Source organism: Pseudomonas sp. W2Aug9, from assembly GCF_023127755.1.
Taxonomy (GTDB): Bacteria; Pseudomonadota; Gammaproteobacteria; order Pseudomonadales; family Pseudomonadaceae; genus Aquipseudomonas; species Aquipseudomonas synxantha_A.
This window is the reverse complement of record NZ_SPKL01000035.1, coordinates 210573-226717: the sequence shown is the minus strand read 5'-3', so window position 1 is coordinate 226717 and position 16145 is coordinate 210573. Positions and strand designations below refer to the sequence as shown.

Below are 16145 nucleotides of genomic sequence, written 5' to 3'. Positions count from 1 at the left end.
GGGCTTTTTTATACGGTCGCGGTTTAGAACTTGTAGGTCATGCCCAGGCCGAAACCGTTGGCACTGTTTTCATACTTGGCGTTGTAGCTGGCCAATTGGTTGGAGCGCGAAACCTTGACGTCTTCTTCCTTCAGGTAGGAGTAGGCCAGGTCGATGGTCATGTTCGGCATGACCTCGTAGCCCAGGCCCAGGCTGAAGATCGTGCGGTCGCCGGTCGGGATGCGTGGCGAACGATCCGTGTTGTTGGTAGGCGACTGGTCGAAAGTCAGGCCGGTACGCAACACCACTTGCTTGGTGAGCTGATACGAAGTACCCACGGCATAGGCCCAGGTATCGTGCCAGTTCTGGTCTTCCTTGATAGTGCCTACCAAGGCAGGGGCGAGCGCGCCGCCTGTTGCGCCGGACACGCCGTCGTTCTTGACGGTGATGTCTTTCAAGCGGCTCCAGCGTGTCCAGGTTGCACCTGCATAGAGTTTCCAGGCGTCGGTCAGGTCTTGGGTCACCGACAGGTCGTAGGACTCAGGCGTATCGATCTTCAGCGACGCATCGTAGCGATTGCTGCGCAGGGCGGCAGCGGTCGCGGCTGGTGCGGTGACTTCGGTGTGGCCGTCCAGCTTGTAGCTGACCTTGGAGTGATAGGTCAGGCCGACGCGGGTGGTATCGGTGGCTTGTACCAGCACGCCGATGTTGAAGCCCAGCGCGGTGTCGTCACCCTTGATCTTGATGTTGGTGTCTGGCGCGAGAGCGTTCAGCGTCAGGTCTGATTCCAGGGTGCCGGCGATGCGGTTGATGGTCGGGCCAAAACCAACGGAAACACGGTCGTTGAAGGCGTAGCTGACCGTTGGCTGGAAGGTGATGACTTTCACTTCACTCTTGCTGCCAAAGCCACGGCCCTGGAAGCCGCTTTCGTAGTCGGTTACCAGGCCGAACGGTGCATAGACACCGAAGCCGACAGCCCACTGATCGTTGAGTTTATTGGTGTAGAAACCGAAAGGGACGGCGGTGAATGGCACCATGTCGCCTTTGTTGCTGCCGCGGGAGCGGCCGCTGACGTCGCTGATATCAGTAGAAGCATCAATGGCTGCAACGCCGCCGGTGATCTGTTGACCTTCCAGGCGTGCCATACCGGCAGGGTTGCCGAACACAGTGCTTGCATCATCGGCAGAAGAAGATCGACCTGCAAAACCAGTACCCATCCCGCTGACGCTCTGTTCGTTCAGGGCAAAGCCGCTGGCGAATAGTTGGGAGGATGCCATGGCAACGGCGAGGCTAAGTGTGGTCTTGAGCATTACTTTTTTCATTATTAGAACTCCGAGGTGATCACCGCAGCGGAAAGTAACAATAAATTTGCGATCGCGCTATAGGGTGTAATGCAGGAGATAGAGCGGTTTTGTAGGACAATCCGACCAGATTCGCTGTTTTTTGCCGAATCTTGCAATTTACCCGGTCAGCAGATCACCTGTTTCATGGCTGGAACACAGGTTTGCCAGGCTTGGGTGAAATCCCGCAGCCGACCTTGAGGGTGGAATATTTCTTTCCAGATACGCGCCATGGCCAATACGTCGCCTGGGGCGGGGAGTGCTGGGCGATGTTGTTCTACCAGCAGCCAGGCGATTGCCGTGGCGTATCGCAGGTTTACCGTCAACTCCAACTGGGGCGCACTCAGAAACGCATGTTGGCTGGCCAGCCCGCGCACCAGGCTTGCGCGTTCCGGGTCCAGCGCCAGGTATTCGTCCCAGAGGGCACGGTGGCGGGGTTCAGTGATGCTATAGAGGCCATGGCCGCGCCGATCATGCAGGGCCGACCCCAGTTCTGACTGGCTGGCGGCGATCCCCAGTAACAAGGACTCGGCTGTTGGGTTATGGCAGCCGAGGTAGGTCAAGGTCGGCCTGATCACATAACGACACAATTCGCTGGCGGCAATACCCATACAAGCCTCAGTCCATAAATGGGGTTGACGAGCCTGAGAAGGAGGGCTTGGCAGCGGTGAATCGGATCTCAGGCCCGTCGCAAGCGGACGATGCCGCTTGAGTTGAAGTGTAGTGTCATATTCATGATGTAAAGGACTGTTTTTAAAACATCTTATCTATTCAGTTATAACGTTTATATCTATCGGTGCTTAGTAAATACCGGCCCGCGCCAAATTTCAGGCAATAAAAAACCCTGTTTTTCAGACAGGGTTTTTGTTTTCAGCGACTCGGTCGATCAGGCAGTCAGTGCCTGACGGGTACGCTCGATCACGGCCTGCAGCGGTTCTGCGCTGGAGTATTGATCGGGGTACAGGCGTTCGCTGTGACGAGCGATACCGTGTTCATTGACCAGGGTGAAGCTGAAGCAGCCTTTGCGAGCGGCCATGATCAGGCAGTTCATTGGGGCAAAAGCGTTAGTGAGGGTGCGAATGGCATCCTGAGTGTGGATTTGAGCGTTCATATTATTGGTGTTCCTACAAATGACACGGATAAGAACCGTGCAACGTTAAAACGTTCCAGTAACGCTGATCACCATTGATCAAACGAAGAACCTGACTGGAACAAAGCAGCCAGTTTGAAGCGCTAATAATTTAGGCGCGCTTGGGCTGGCAGGTAGGTACTTAGGAGGGCAGGCAACACAACAGGGGCAAAGGTTCTGGGCCCGGGGTGAAGATCCTGATCAATTTGCAGGTTGGTTCGGTCAGAGTATGTAAACTTCGCGACACCCTTTGCTTGTTCAAAGGCAGTGTCGTCGCAAGCGATACCTGGAAACCATCGAGGTGGTCGATCCCGTGTGGTTCAGGGGACTTGTTCGACCAGAATTGACTTTCAGCTTGGTACTAACGCCGCGGATAGTAACGGAATGAAGCAGGGAAGGGAAGGGGGTTGGCAAAAAACTTTAATCAGCCGCCGAGCATTCCACGATAGACCAATACGGTCACAGACGCAGCCAGGGCGCAGCCCAGTGCGTAAGCGGCGAGCGTCAGGCGCAAGGACTGGCCGGTCTCGATCAGTTTCATGACCTCGTGAAGATCATTGATCCGGCCGTCACTCAGTTCGATGCACAGGCTCGCGGCGGTAAAGGCGGCCGAGAGCAAAATCGCGATAGCGAACAACGCGCCGTCCGGAGAGGGTAGCGCTGCATTGATTCCCAACGATGTCGCGCAGATGGCCAACAGCAGCATGGCGAAAAGCAGAATTCCTTTCATCGGCCCTACAGAGTTGCGTTGACGGTGGCGCAGTGTGGCGAGCCGGGACAGATTTGAAAAGCCCCCGGGTTTGTCCTGGCAGTAACATGTTTAACGCGTGTTGAATCAAAAAACGCCGGCGATATAACCCTTGAATAGTTACTTGTGCACATTGGTTGCGGCATGTGTAACCCTCCTGCCACTCACCGCGAAGGGCGCCCATTTGCCTGTAATCAAAATTTAAGTCAATGAAAAATCTGGCTTTTTTTTATTGGTGAAAAAATCGTCAGTTTGACCGGGGGCCCCGTTCCATGGGCCTTTGCGCGAGTTCAAGGAGGGTTGTCCACTGAGTTATCCACAGCTTCTGTGGATTGTCCCAAGCGCTTGCTCTAGGACGGGCGTGCAGGTTTTTTTCAGCTTTACCTGTACGAAAAAAAGAGTAGAGTGGCGCGCCTTCCGTTCTGTCCCACAGTGCTTTATGAAGTTTCGCTCAGTATCACCTTCTGTTACCGACACTACTCAAACTGTTACCGCACCCAAGCGTTTTTCCTTGAAGGTCGCTCTGTGGCTACTCGACAGCCCGCGTCTGGGCCAGAGCCGCAACGTCAAGCACTTCGCTGGGCGTTTGCTCAAGCAGCCTGCCCGGGAAGGCGTGGTGGCCGCACAGAGTCGTCTCGGCCAGCTGATGTGCCGCGAGTGCGGAAACGCACGTGACCGGCGCATTGGTCATGATCTATTACGCTCGGCCGCTCGCGCCGGCGATCGTCGCGCCCAGAGTGAACTGCGCCAGGTCGAAGACTGAGCTGTCTTCGGGCCCTGTGCTTGGTTACCCTTGATCTTTTTTGGTGATGGCAGAAATGGCTATGGTTTTTGACTGGACCAGTATTGCCTTGGGGCTCGTTGGCGCAGCCGTACCGTTACTGGCGCTGTGCTGGCAGATTCAGCGGCGCTTGAACGCGCGCAACACCGGTTGGGAACTGCTGGAAGAACGCCTGGCAAACGCGCAACTGGCCCAAGAGGGGCTCGCCGCCCAGCTGGATGCCAGTCGCGATGAAATCAGCGACCTGAGCCAGGCCAACGCCGCCAAACAGGCCGACCTGGCGGCACTGGGTCGCGAAGTCGAACTGTTGCAGATCGACCGCGATAACGCCCGCGATGCCGCCCATGCCTGGAACCTCGATCGCAGCGCCAAGGAAACCGAACTGCGCCGTCTCGACGCCTTGGCCGCAGCCCTGAGCGCGGAATTGCGCGAGCAACAGGAGAGCCATCAGCAGCGCCTCACTGACCTGCAAGGCTCACGGGACGAGCTGCGTGCGCAGTTCGCCGAGCTTGCCGGTAAAATCTTCGACGAGCGCGAACAGCGCTTCGCCGAAACCAGCCAGGAACGCCTGGGCCAGTTGCTCGACCCGCTCAAGGAGCGCATCCAGTCCTTCGAGAAACGCGTTGAAGAAAGCTATCAAAACGAAGCCCGTGAGCGGTTCTCCCTGGCCAAGGAGCTTGAGCGCCTGCAGCAACTGAACCTGCGCCTGTCGGACGAAGCCACCAACCTGACCCGCGCCCTCAAGGGGCAGAAAACCCAGGGCAACTGGGGGGAACTGATTCTTGAGCGGGTGCTGGAACACGCAGGCCTGGAAAAAGGCCGCGAATACCAGACCCAGGTCAGCCTCAAGGGCCCGGATGGCGAGCGCTTCCAGCCGGACGTGCTGATCATGTTGCCGGGTGACAAGCAGGTGGTGGTCGACTCCAAGGTCAGCTTGACCGCCTATCAACAGTACGTGGCGGCGGATGACGAAGTGATTGGCCAGGCGGCGTTGAAGCAGCATGTGCTGTCTTTGCGCAATCACGTCAAGGGCTTGGCCGGCAAGGACTACAAGCGCCTGGAAGGTTTGCACAGCCTGGATTTCGTTCTGCTGTTCGTACCGATCGAGGCGGCTTTTTCCGCGGCCTTGCAGGCTGAACCGAATTTGTTCCAGGAAGCCTTCGATCGCCATATCGTGATTGTCAGCCCCACCACCTTGCTCGCCACCCTGCGGGTGATCGATAGCCTGTGGAAGCAGGAGCGTCAGAGCCAGAACGCCCGGGAAATCGCCGAGCGTGCCGGTTGGCTGTACGACAAGTTCGTGTTGTTTATCCAGGACCTGGACGAAGTGGGCAACCGGCTGCAGCAGTTGGACAAGGCTTACAGTGCGGCGCGCAACAAATTGACGGACGGGCGTGGGAATCTGGTCAGCCGTACCGAGCAGTTAAGGTTGCTCGGCGCCCGAGCCAGCAAGAGCCTTCCGGCGGATTTGCTGGAGCGAGCGATGACAGATTCGGATGGCGTGGCGCATCTCCCCGAATAGACTTGGGGCCAAATGTGGGAGTGGGCAAGCCCCTCCCACATTTTGACCACGCACGACCCTTTTACAAGGGCAGGTGCCTGCTCAACAGTGCCCTCAACGCCGCCGGCTTCACCGGCTTGGCCAGGTAGTCCAGCCCCGCCCCATGCACCTGCGCCACCATCTCCGGGCGCCCGTCGGCACTGATCACAACGCCGGGAATAGGCTCGGCCAATTGCGCTCGCAGCCAGCCCATCAGTTCGGTGCCGGTTTCGCCGTGGTCCAGGTGATAATCCACCAGCGCCAGTTGCGGTCGCATACCGTCGGCCAGCAGCGCTGCGCACTCGGTCTGGTCGGTGGCGGTCCAGACTTCGCAGCCCCAGCGTGTCAGCAGGCTGCGCATACCGATCAGGATGCTTTCCTCGTTATCCACGCACAGCACCCGCGCACCGCTCAGGGGCAGGCCGTTCTCCACGGCGGCTTTTGGCTGCGGGCTGGCCTGGTTGCGCGCCAGCGGCACGCACACGCTAAACACGCTGCCCTTGCCCGGCCACGAGCGCACGCTCAGGCGATGGCCCAACACGCGGCACAGGCCGTCGGCAATCGCCAAGCCCAGGCCCAGGCCCTTCTCGGCGCGGGTCTGGTGGCTGTCCAGGCGCTTGAATTCTTCGAAGATCACTTTTTGCTTGTCCGGCGGAATGCCCGGGCCTCGGTCCCATACTTCCAGGCACAGTTCGCCCTGACGTCGACGTACGCCCAGCAGTACGGGCCCGTCGGCATAACGGAAGGCATTGGTCAGAAAGTTCTGCAACACCCGCCTCAGCAACTTGATGTCGCTGTCCACTCGCAGGCGGCTGCCGCGCCAACGGAAGCGCAAGCCTTGCTCATGGGCCAGCGCCTTGAATTCTGCGCCCAGGGTGTCAAATAGCTCATTGAGTACAAAGGGCTGGCGTTGTGGATTGATCTTGCCGTTTTCCAGGCGCGATATGTCCAGCAAGTCGCTGATCAGGTCTTCGGCTGAGCGCAACGAGCTGTCCAGATGCTGCACCAGTTGCCGCGCCTCGTCGGACAGGCCGTCGTGCTGGTGGGAGAGGGCGGCGGAGAACAGACGTGCGGCGTTCAGCGGTTGCATCAGATCGTGGCTCACCGCCGCCAGGAATCGCGTCTTCGATTGGCTGGCAGATTCGGCCACGCCTTTGGCGTCGGTCAGCGCCACGTTGAGCTGCGACAACTCATGGGTGCGCTCGGTCACTCGCTGTTCCAGGCCCTCGTTTGCCTCGGTCAGTGCCTGTTCGGCTTCGCGGAACGCGGTGATGTCGGTGAAACTCATGACAAAACCGCCACCGGGCATCGGGTTGCCGATCAACTCGATCACCCGGCCATTGGGAAACAGGCGCTCGGAGGTGTGCGCGCGGCCCTGGCGCATCCAGTGCAGGCGTCGCGCCACGTGCACTTCGGCTTCACCCGGCCCGCACAGGCCGCGCTCGGCGTTGTAGCGAATAATGTCGGCAATCGGCCGGCCGACGCTGATCAAACCTTCCGGGTAGTTGAACAGCTCCAGGTAGCGCCGGTTCCAGGCCACCAGCTTGAGCGACTGGTCCACCACACTGATGCCTTGGGTAATGTTCTCGATAGCGCCTTGCAGCAGGGCGCGGTTGAATTGCAGCACCTCGGAGGCTTCGTCGGCGATGCGTACTACGTCCTCCAGCTGCATTTCCCGGCCTTCGATCGCGGCTTTCACCACTGCCCGCGTCGAGGAGGCGCCGAGTACGCCGGCCAACAAACGCTCGGTATGGGCGATCCAATCGTTGTCGGCATTCTGGTTGGGGTTGAAGCCTTTACCCTGGCGATAGGCAAAGCGAATGAAGCTCTGCTGGGCACGTTCTTCGCCGACGAAACGTGCAGCCAGGCTGAGCAGGTCGCTGATCTGCACCGACAACATGGAACGAGCATTGGCGCGCTGGTTGATTTCCTGGCCGATAAACCGGCCTGCCTGCCAGTGCTCGGAAACTCGCGTGCGCGACAGCATCGATACCCAGACGAAGAGGGTGAAGTTACCCGCCAGGGAGAACACTGTACCCAAGGTCAGCGACGTCACCGACAGCCCGAATGGGTGGGAGTGCATCCAGGTCAGGCCGGGGAAAAGGCTGAGCGACCAGCCAAGGCTTTTCGCCGTCACCGGTAGGACCAAGGTGTAGAACCACAGGAATGTACCGGCGGCCAGGCCGGCAAATACACCGCGCCGGTTGGCCTGCTTCCAGTAGAGCGCACCGAGCATCGCCGGGGCCAGTTGGGTCACCGCGGCAAAAGCGATCTGGCCGATGGTGGCCAGGCTGGCAGTCGAGCCCAGCAGACGGTAGCTCACATACGCCAGCAGCAGAATGATCACAATGCTCACCCGGCGTACCGAGAGCATCCAGTGGCGGAACACTTCGAACGGCCGCTCGGCGCTGGAGCGGCGCAGCAACCACGGCAACAGCATGTCGTTGGAGACCATGGTCGACAACGCGATGCTGGCCACGATGACCATGCCGGTGGCTGCCGAAGCCCCGCCGATGAACGCCAGTACGGCGAGGGCCGGGTGGGCCTGGGCCATCGGCAGGCTGATCACGTAGGAGTCGGGCAGCACCGAACCGGGCAACAGCATTTTTCCGCCCAGGGCGATCGGTACCACGAACAACGCGGCGAGGATCAAGTACGCCGGGAATACCCACTTGGCCAGGCGCAGGTCCTGCGGGTCAATGTTCTCAACGACAGTCACATGGAATTGCCGGGGCAGGCAGATGATCGCCATCATGGCGACGCCAGTCTGCACCACCATTGATGGCCAGTTGATCGTTTCTTTCCAGTATTCCTCCAGGCGCGGCGCGAGCATGGCCTGGCTGAACAGATCGCCGAAACCGTCGTACAAGCCGTAGGTCACAAACGCGCCGACCGCGAGAAATGCGAACAGCTTGACCAAAGACTCAAAGGCAATCGCCAGCACCATGCCCCGGTGGTGTTCGGTGGCATCGAGGTTGCGCGTACCAAACACGATAGTGAACAGCGCCAGCACCAGCGACACGATCAAGGCGGTGTCCTGAGCCCGGGTACCGGTGGTGTCGGGGCCGGCGCCGATCAGCAGGTTTACGCCCAGCACGATGCCTTTGAGTTGCAGCGCGATATAGGGCAGCACGCCGACCAGACAGATCAGCGCGACCACCACCGCCAGGGATTGGGATTTGCCATAGCGAGCGGCGATAAAGTCGGCGATGGAGGTGATGTTTTCCTGCTTGCTGATCAGGATCATCTTCTGCAGCACCCAAGGCGCCAACACCAGTAACAGCACCGGCCCCAGGTAGATCGGTAAAAATGCCCACAACTGCTCGGCGGCTTGGCCTACCGCTCCGAAGAACGTCCAACTGGTGCAGTACACCGCCAGCGACAAGCTATAGACCCACGCACGCACCCGGGGTGGCAGCGGCGCATGGCGGCGGTCACCGTAAAAAGCGATGGCAAACATAATGGCCATATAGGCCAGGGCAACGGCGGCGATCAGCCCGCTGGACAGCGTCATGGTAACTCCGAGCATAAGAACACCCGGGCATTCCGGGCCCGGTTGGACAGTCTCGCATGATGCCTGTTGTTAGTCAGTGTCGACCAAGGTCGCGTGGGATCTAATGTCGCAGGTGCGTTCAGCGCGGGGGCAGGGTTTTCTGGCGCAGGATGTAGATCGTCACCAGCACGGCGCTGGTCAGCATGAAGCCGCGAGCCCACGGCAAGGGCACCAGGTAACAGGATAGCGCGATGCTCAGCCACATCAGGCCGATGGCGTAGACCTTACCCTTGAGTGGAATGCCGTTGCCATCCAGGTAATCACGAATCCATGGGCCCAGCCGTGGGTGTTCCACCAGCCAGTGATAGAACCGCGGGGAGCTTCGAGCGAAGCAGGCGGCGGCCAGTAGTAGAAAGGGCGTGGTCGGCAATACCGGTAGGAAAATGCCAATCACTCCCAGCGCTACGCTCAGCCAGCCGATGGCCAGCAGTACGTAGCGCAGGAGCAGTGAGCGGTCGCCCATGGGTGCCACGGGCAAGCGACTCAGTGGTGACGTGGCTTGAGGATCGCCGGTTTTTCGTCAGGCGCGTTGCACAGCAGGTACAGCGCGGTCAGGGCTTCCGGGATCTGCACGATCATGTCGTCCATCAGGTTGGCATCGGCGGCGATGTCGGAGAACTCTGCTTCCTCTTCGAACAGGCCCGAACCAACCATGATCGGCAGGAGCATTTCGCTGACTTCTTCTTCGGCGGTCTCGAACCAGGCGGCTTCACGCAGGAACACGCCTTCCATGAAACCGATGCACCAGCCGCGCAGGTCGGAGTCGTCCGGGTCGTCGCCCAGGTCGAGGTCGCATGGCAGCTCGAACTCTTCGTCGGAGGCCAGTTGGCGCGCAATGTGGGCCTTGAGGGCGATCAGGGTGGATTCGATTTCTTCGCGCTGGGCGGCGTCGCTGTAATGAGGCTCTTCAGCGAACAGCGCGTCGATCCATTCACGGTCCGGGACGGTTTCGGAGCAGATCGACAGGGCGGTCAGGTAGCCGTGGGCGGCCACGTAGTCCAGCGCCTCGTCATGCAGCTCATCGGCGTCGAGGAAGGCTTGCAGGCGGGTTAGTTGCTCAGCGAAGGACATTGAAGGGCTACCTTGGGAATAAACGATGCTGAATTCTAGGCTTTCTTGAGCGCCCAGGCCAGCCGCACGGCATATTTGCCCGGTTTTAGAGCAGGCGTCTATTCGTCAGTCGCGCCCTTTGGCCGATGACGCTCGGGTATACTGCCGCGTTTTGTGATGCCCCTGCAGGCTTAGCGCCAATCCGGGAAAACTTCGCTTACGGATTATTTTCCGTGAAAGCGTATTTTTTCGGCCAGCCTGTACAGAGGGATTTCGGCACCATTTTGGAGTTTTACATGCTCGAGCAGGCTCAACGCGTCCTCAAGGACATCTTCGGCTACGACAGTTTTCGTGGCCGCCAGGGTGCGATCATTGAGCGTGTGGCCAGCGGCGGCGATGCCCTGGTGCTGATGCCTACCGGTGGCGGCAAGTCGCTGTGCTTCCAGGTACCCGCGCTGTTGCGCAACGGCCTGGCGGTGGTGGTGTCGCCGCTGATCGCGTTGATGGACGATCAGGTTGCCACCCTCGAAGAGCTGGGCGTCGCCGCCGCTTCCCTGAACTCCACTCTCAGCGCCGAGCAGCAGCGCGACCTGGCCGCACGAATCAAGCGCGGTGAAGTGAAGATGTTGTACCTGGCGCCGGAGCGTCTGGTGCAGCCACGCATGTTGGCCTTTTTGCAGAGCCTTGAAATTGCCCTGTTCGCCATCGACGAAGCCCACTGTGTATCGCAGTGGGGCCACGATTTCCGCCGCGAATACCTGCAGCTTGGTCAATTGGCGGAGCTGTTCCCCGACGTGCCGCGCATCGCCCTGACCGCCACCGCCGACAAACGTACCCGTGAAGAGATCGTCGAGCGCCTGCATTTGCAGAATGCCGAGCGCTTCCTGTCCAGCTTTGACCGGCCGAATATCTTCTATCGCATCGTACCCAAGGAGCAGCCACGCAAGCAGTTGCTCGCGTTCCTGTCCGAGCGGCGCAGCGATGCGGGTATTGTCTACTGCCTGTCACGCAAGAAGGTCGATGAAGTCGCTGCGTTCCTGTGCGAGCAAGGCTACCCGGCACTGCCTTACCACGCCGGCCTGCCCAATGAAACGCGCTCTGCGCACCAGAAACGCTTCCTCAACGAGGAAGGCCTGATCATGGTGGCGACCATCGCCTTCGGCATGGGTATCGACAAATCCAACGTGCGTTTCGTGGCGCACATGGACCTGCCCAAGTCCCTTGAGGCCTATTACCAGGAAACCGGTCGTGCCGGCCGAGATGGCCTGCCGGCGGATGCCTGGATGGTCTACGGCCTGCAGGACGTGGTGATGCTCAAGCAGATGCTGCAGAACTCCGAAGGTGACGAGCGTCACAAGCGTCTGGAGCAGCACAAGCTCGACGCCATGCTTTCGTTGTGCGAAGAAACCCGCTGCCGCCGTCAGACGCTGCTGGCGTATTTCGACGAAGACATGCCGCAACCCTGCGGTCACTGCGACAACTGCATCGACGGCGTGCAAACCTGGGACGCTACCGAGCCTGCGCGCCAGGCGTTGTCGACGATCTATCGCACTGGCCAGCGCTATGGCGTGGGCCATCTGGTGGATGTGTTGCTCGGCAAGGACAATGAAAAAGTTCGTAGCTTCGGCCACGAAAAACTGTCGGTCTATGGCGTCGGCAAGGCCCGTGCCGAGGGCGAATGGCGTTCGCTGTTTCGCCAGATGGTTGCCCGTGGCCTCGTCGACATTGATATCGAAGGCTATGGCGGGCTGCGCCTGAACGACAGTTGCCGGCCGTTGCTCAAGGGTGAAGTCAGCCTGGAACTGCGCCGCGACCTCAAGCCGCAGGCCAGCGCCAAAAGCAGCAGCACCAGCCAGGCCAGCCAGTTGGTGCGGGGCGAGGAGCGCGAGCAGTGGGAGGCGTTGCGTACCCTGCGGCGCAAATTGGCGCAGGAACACAGCGTGCCGCCCTACGTTATCTTCCCCGACTCCACCTTGCTGGAAATGCTCCGCGAGCAACCCACCACCATGGCCGAGATGGCTCGGGTCAGTGGCGTGGGTGCGCGCAAGCTGGAGCGTTACGGCCAGGCCTTCCTCGAAGTGCTCGGCGGCCAGGCAGAAGCGCCGAAGGAAATCGCCGATATTCGCCACGAACTGATCAGCCTGGCCCGCGCTGGCATGACTCCGATCCAGATCGCCGGCCAACTGCAATGCTCGGAAAAAAATGTGTATACCCTGCTCGCCGAAGCCATTGGCAAGCAACAGTTGTCGCTGGAGCAGGCCCTTGATTTGCCTGAGGATTTACTCGGCGAAATCCAGGATGCCTTCCTCGACGGAGAAGGCGAATTGCCACCTGTAGTGGAGATCGCTCCGTTGTTCACCGGGCGTGTTCCCGAGGGTGTTTTGTACTGCGTGCGTGCCGCTTTGCAGTCGGAATTCGAAATTTAGTGTGGCAATTACGACAATGTAACGAATCAGTACATACCGGGCCTTGCCTACTGGCATGGCTCATGCTTAGCTGACTAATAATTAGCCACACTTTATTTTCAGTCTTAAACATGAGTTTTTTATGCCGTTAACCGATCAACACCGTTTTGGCATGCAGTTGGCGCAAATGTCCCGAGGTTGGCGCGCTGAGCTGGACCGTCGTTTGGCGGGGCTAGGGTTGTCCCAGGCGCGCTGGCTGGTGCTGCTGCATCTGGCCCGTTTTGTCGAAGCACCTACCCAACGTGAACTGGCACAAAGTGTCGGCGTCGAAGGGCCGACCCTGGCGCGCCTGCTCGACAGCCTGGAAGGCCAGGGCCTGGTGCAACGCCAGGCCGTGGTGGAAGACCGCCGCGCCAAACGCATTTTGTTGTGTGATACCGCTCAACCGCTGATCGACCAGATCGAGACCATCGCCACGGCCTTGCGCCATGAGCTGTTCGTTGGGGTGAATGAAGAGGATCTGCGCGTGTGCATGCGTGTGCACGAGCACATTCTGGCGAACCTGGAAAAGTCCTGACTCCCAATTCGCCGAGAACCAAATGTGGGAGGGGGCTTGCTCCCGATTGCGGTGGGCCAGCTACAGAATTGTTGACTGATACCCCGCCATCGGGAGCAAGCCCCCTCCCACATTAGTTCTGTGCTGTGTCAGAAGGTCTGCCCCAGGTTCAGGTACACCGCCTTCTGATTATCATCATTGAACCCATAGCTGAAATTCAGCGGCCCCAGTGGCGTATCAAACCCCAGGAAAATACTCGCGGCATTGATATACCCGCTGTCGAATTCGTTGTCGTTGTTCCACGCCCGGCCCCGTTCCAGTGAGGCACCCAGGTACAACGGGAAGTCCAGTGGCAGGTACGAGCGTGGGGTCAGCCGGCGGAAGTACACCGCGCGCATCAGGCTGACGTTCTGGCCCGAAATCGCATCCTGGCGAAAGCCCGACAATTGCCGCGCCCCACCCAGCAGGAAGCTGGAGATCACCACATCGGAATTATCCAGCGTGCGTCCATAGCGACCGCCGAGTATCAGAGTGTCCGGGCCATGGCTCATGGCCTTGTCCAGTTTGAACTCCCATTGACGGTAGCGCTGGTCCGAACCCAGTCCGGGTTCGAATTCGCGAAAGGCCAGGCCTATGTCTTCGCCGCTGTGCGGGAAGTAGACGTTGTCGAGGGAGTCGAAGGAATATTTAAGCTCATAGAACCCTTCGCTGAAACTCACGCTCGGCAGGTCGCGCTCGCCGATACGCACGTCCGCCTTGCCCCACGCCTCACCTACGCCGAAGCGGATTTCGCCGCTGTTGCCGATCTGGCGTCCTACGTTCAAGCCAAAGCCATAGCGTTCCAGGCGATATTCGGAGATGGGGTCGTTGTCCAGGATCAGCTCAACGTTCTGCGCCTCGGCTCTGATGTAAGGCGCGACGAAGTAGCGCGACCCGGTGTCCATCGGTTGGTAGAACTCGCTGTACAGCTCCTGTCGATCACCGATCTGCACCCGAGTCAGCCATTCCGCGCCGAGGCGGTTGATGCCGTTCACTCGATAGCTGGCGCCAAGGTTGAAAGCGCTGTCGCCGCGCATGTCATCCGACAGGTTCAAGCCCAGGCGCAGGTAGTCGGTGCCGCTGCGCTTGCCCCGCGCGCTGATCACCAGGGTGTTGTCCTGGCCCTTTTTGACCACGCGGTATTGCACCTGCTCGAAGTAATCCAGGCCGTACAGTGTGCCCATGTCCGATTGCAGGCGCCCCAGGTTCAGCGGTTCTCCCAGCCCCTGACGGATGTAATAGCGGATCACGTCGTCGCTGACTTTGGAGTCGTTCTCCACCTTGATAGCGGTGATCACCGGGGTGCGCTCGCCCGGCGTGCGTGCAGCCACCAGTTGCGCGTCGATGGGCTCGACCGGACGCAGGTTCGCCAGGCGCACATCGAGAGCGCGGGTGGCGCGGTAACCGGCGTCGATCATGTCTTTGGCGCGGCCGAAGTCGGTCACGCCATAGGCGGCCAGAGGCGGTTGGATCAGCACATCCTTGGGGTTCAGAGCCTTGAGTTGCTCCTCGGAATTGCGCCGGGTCATCAGGGTGATGGACTGGTTGAGCACGTCCACCACGGTCGCCAATTGCTTGCGCGAGCGCAGCGGGGTGCCGATGTCGACCACGATGGCAATATCGACGCCCATCTCCCGCGCCACATCCAACGGGATGTTGTCGGTCATACCGCCGTCCACCAGCAGGCGGCCGTCCAGTTCCACCGGGGCGAACACGGCGGGGATCGACATGCTGGCGCGTATCACCTGGGGCAGGTGGCCCTTGCTGAACACGACTTTTTCGCCGGTGGTAATGTCGGTGGCCACTGCGCGGAACGGGATCGGCAGCTTGTCGAAGTTACGCGTGTTGCTGCTGTGGGCAAACATGCTTTCCAGCAGCAGCGCCAGGTTCTGGCCCTGGATCACACCCAGTGGCAGGCCGAGGCTGCCGTCGTCGCGGAAACTGAGTTTCTGCTTGACCAGGAAATCCCGGTCGTCCTGTTTGCGCCGAAACGGTACGTCTTCGCGTGGTGGGGCGTCCGACAGGGCCTGTTGCCAGTCGATGCCCAGCGCCAGCTTCTCCAGTTCGTCGATTTTGTAGCCCGATGCGTACAGCCCGCCAATTACCGCACCCATGCTGGTGCCGGCAATCGCATCAATATGGATGCCCTGTTCCTCAAGGGCTTTGAGCACACCGATATGCGCCAGGCCACGGGCGGCACCACCGGACAACACCAGGCCGATTTTAGGGCGGGGCGCTTCCAAGGCTTCGGCAAGCAGGGGGACTAGGCACAGGAACAGGCAAGACAGCAGGCGGCGCATCATCAATCTCGAGGCTGGGCGATAAAGGCCGCTATTATAGCCACTCGATTCGCTGGGCCCGTCATGTCAGGAGCCGCTTAAATTATGTCTGCAAGCAAACCCGAGATCGTTATCACTTATTGCACCCAGTGCCAGTGGTTGCTGCGCGCCGCGTGGCTGGCCCAGGAGTTGCTCAGTACATTTGCCGATGACCTGGGGCGCGTGGCGCTGGAGCCGGCCACCGGTGGCGCCTTTCGCATCACCTGTGATGGCGTGCAGATCTGGGAACGCAAAGCCGACGGCGGCTTTCCCGAGGCCAAGGTACTAAAACAGCGGGTACGCGACCAGATCGACCCGCAGCGCGATCTGGGCCATAACGATCGTACGCAATGAAAGTCACCGCCACAGAGGGGCGGTGACCCTACCGCTACTTGGCAGCGAGCTTTTGTTTGATAAAACCGACGGCCCACGTCAATACCAACCCACCGACGCCACCGCCGACAATATTGCTGCCGATCGCGGCAACATCCAGCGCTTCGCCGCTGGTGGTGCCCGTGAGTGCGGCGACAATCTGGCCCAGCACCAAGCCGCCGACTCCGCCGAGAAAGGTATTGAGCCCTGTCCCCAGGCTCTGTTTGGTCATGCCGGCGATGTTGCCACCGACGGCACCGCTGATGATCTGGACCAGCAAGCTGATGAGCATTTCCATGATGAAACTCCTGCATCGCATTGAGGGGTGACCACTC

General features: G+C 60.0%; 14 protein-coding genes. 5 read left to right on the top strand and 9 right to left on the bottom strand.

Going from position 1 to position 16145, the window contains the following annotated elements:
* Positions 1–23 precede the first annotated feature (23 nt).
* From E3O56_RS21755 to E3O56_RS21740, 4 genes are all read right to left on the bottom strand, one after another.
* Positions 24–1301 carry an outer membrane protein transport protein gene (locus E3O56_RS21755; protein WP_005790143.1) on the bottom strand — a complete coding sequence of 426 codons (1278 nt, stop codon included), beginning with the start codon at positions 1299–1301 and terminating at the stop codon, positions 24–26.
* A gap of 146 nt (positions 1302–1447) precedes the next feature.
* The gene (locus tag E3O56_RS21750) at positions 1448–1930 is read right to left on the bottom strand and encodes a hypothetical protein (protein WP_078821982.1); all 483 of its coding nucleotides are present in this window, start codon (positions 1928–1930) and stop codon (positions 1448–1450) included.
* Between the two features lie 275 nt (positions 1931–2205).
* Positions 2206–2430 (bottom strand): hypothetical protein, encoded by a 225-nt coding sequence (locus tag E3O56_RS21745; protein WP_005790139.1) that lies wholly within the window; start codon positions 2428–2430, stop codon positions 2206–2208.
* A 442-nt stretch (positions 2431–2872) separates the two neighbouring features.
* Entirely contained in the window at positions 2873–3178 is a 306-nt protein-coding gene (locus E3O56_RS21740; RefSeq protein WP_248128971.1) for a hypothetical protein, read from the bottom strand.
* A gap of 457 nt (positions 3179–3635) precedes the next feature.
* On the opposite strand from E3O56_RS21740, the gene E3O56_RS21735 reads away from it, so the two are divergent.
* Together E3O56_RS21735 and rmuC are read left to right on the top strand one after the other, a co-directional pair.
* Positions 3636–3959, top strand: coding sequence for a hypothetical protein (locus tag E3O56_RS21735; protein ID WP_032880044.1), 324 nt, complete (start codon positions 3636–3638; stop codon positions 3957–3959).
* A gap of 175 nt (positions 3960–4134) precedes the next feature.
* A complete protein-coding gene (rmuC, locus tag E3O56_RS21730; protein WP_177464428.1) occupies positions 4135–5499 on the top strand; it encodes a DNA recombination protein RmuC in 1365 nt (454 codons plus the stop codon).
* 61 nt (positions 5500–5560) lie between these two features.
* Here rmuC and E3O56_RS21725 read toward each other — a convergent pair whose 3' ends face one another.
* The 3 genes from E3O56_RS21725 to E3O56_RS21715 all read right to left on the bottom strand — a co-directional run bounded on the left by E3O56_RS21725 (position 5561) and on the right by E3O56_RS21715 (position 10141).
* Positions 5561–9031 (bottom strand): PAS domain-containing hybrid sensor histidine kinase/response regulator, encoded by a 3471-nt coding sequence (locus E3O56_RS21725; RefSeq protein WP_103733677.1) that lies wholly within the window; start codon positions 9029–9031, stop codon positions 5561–5563.
* A 118-nt stretch (positions 9032–9149) separates the two neighbouring features.
* Positions 9150–9533 (bottom strand): YbaN family protein, encoded by a 384-nt coding sequence (locus E3O56_RS21720; RefSeq protein ID WP_103733678.1) that lies wholly within the window; start codon positions 9531–9533, stop codon positions 9150–9152.
* 20 nt (positions 9534–9553) lie between these two features.
* A complete protein-coding gene (locus E3O56_RS21715) occupies positions 9554–10141 on the bottom strand; it encodes a YecA family protein (RefSeq protein WP_005790129.1) in 588 nt (195 codons plus the stop codon).
* 275 nt (positions 10142–10416) lie between these two features.
* On the opposite strand from E3O56_RS21715, the gene recQ reads away from it, so the two are divergent.
* Together recQ and E3O56_RS21705 are read left to right on the top strand one after the other, a co-directional pair.
* Complete coding sequence (gene recQ, locus E3O56_RS21710; RefSeq protein ID WP_005790127.1) at positions 10417–12546, top strand: DNA helicase RecQ; 2130 nt, start codon at positions 10417–10419, stop codon at positions 12544–12546.
* A 121-nt stretch (positions 12547–12667) separates the two neighbouring features.
* Entirely contained in the window at positions 12668–13102 is a 435-nt protein-coding gene (locus E3O56_RS21705; RefSeq protein ID WP_003193007.1) for a MarR family transcriptional regulator, read from the top strand.
* Between the two features lie 128 nt (positions 13103–13230).
* On the opposite strand, the gene E3O56_RS21700 is transcribed toward E3O56_RS21705, so the two are convergent.
* Positions 13231–15420 (bottom strand): patatin-like phospholipase family protein, encoded by a 2190-nt coding sequence (locus E3O56_RS21700; protein WP_005790125.1) that lies wholly within the window; start codon positions 15418–15420, stop codon positions 13231–13233.
* Positions 15421–15504: 84 nt separating this feature from the next.
* Between E3O56_RS21700 and E3O56_RS21695 the strand changes: the two genes are divergently transcribed.
* Positions 15505–15792 carry a SelT/SelW/SelH family protein gene (locus E3O56_RS21695; protein WP_043049661.1) on the top strand — a complete coding sequence of 96 codons (288 nt, stop codon included), beginning with the start codon at positions 15505–15507 and terminating at the stop codon, positions 15790–15792.
* 34 nt (positions 15793–15826) lie between these two features.
* Here the strand turns inward: E3O56_RS21695 and E3O56_RS21690 are convergent, their stop codons facing one another.
* A complete protein-coding gene (locus tag E3O56_RS21690) occupies positions 15827–16108 on the bottom strand; it encodes a hypothetical protein (protein ID WP_003193002.1) in 282 nt (93 codons plus the stop codon).
* Positions 16109–16145 lie beyond the last annotated feature (37 nt).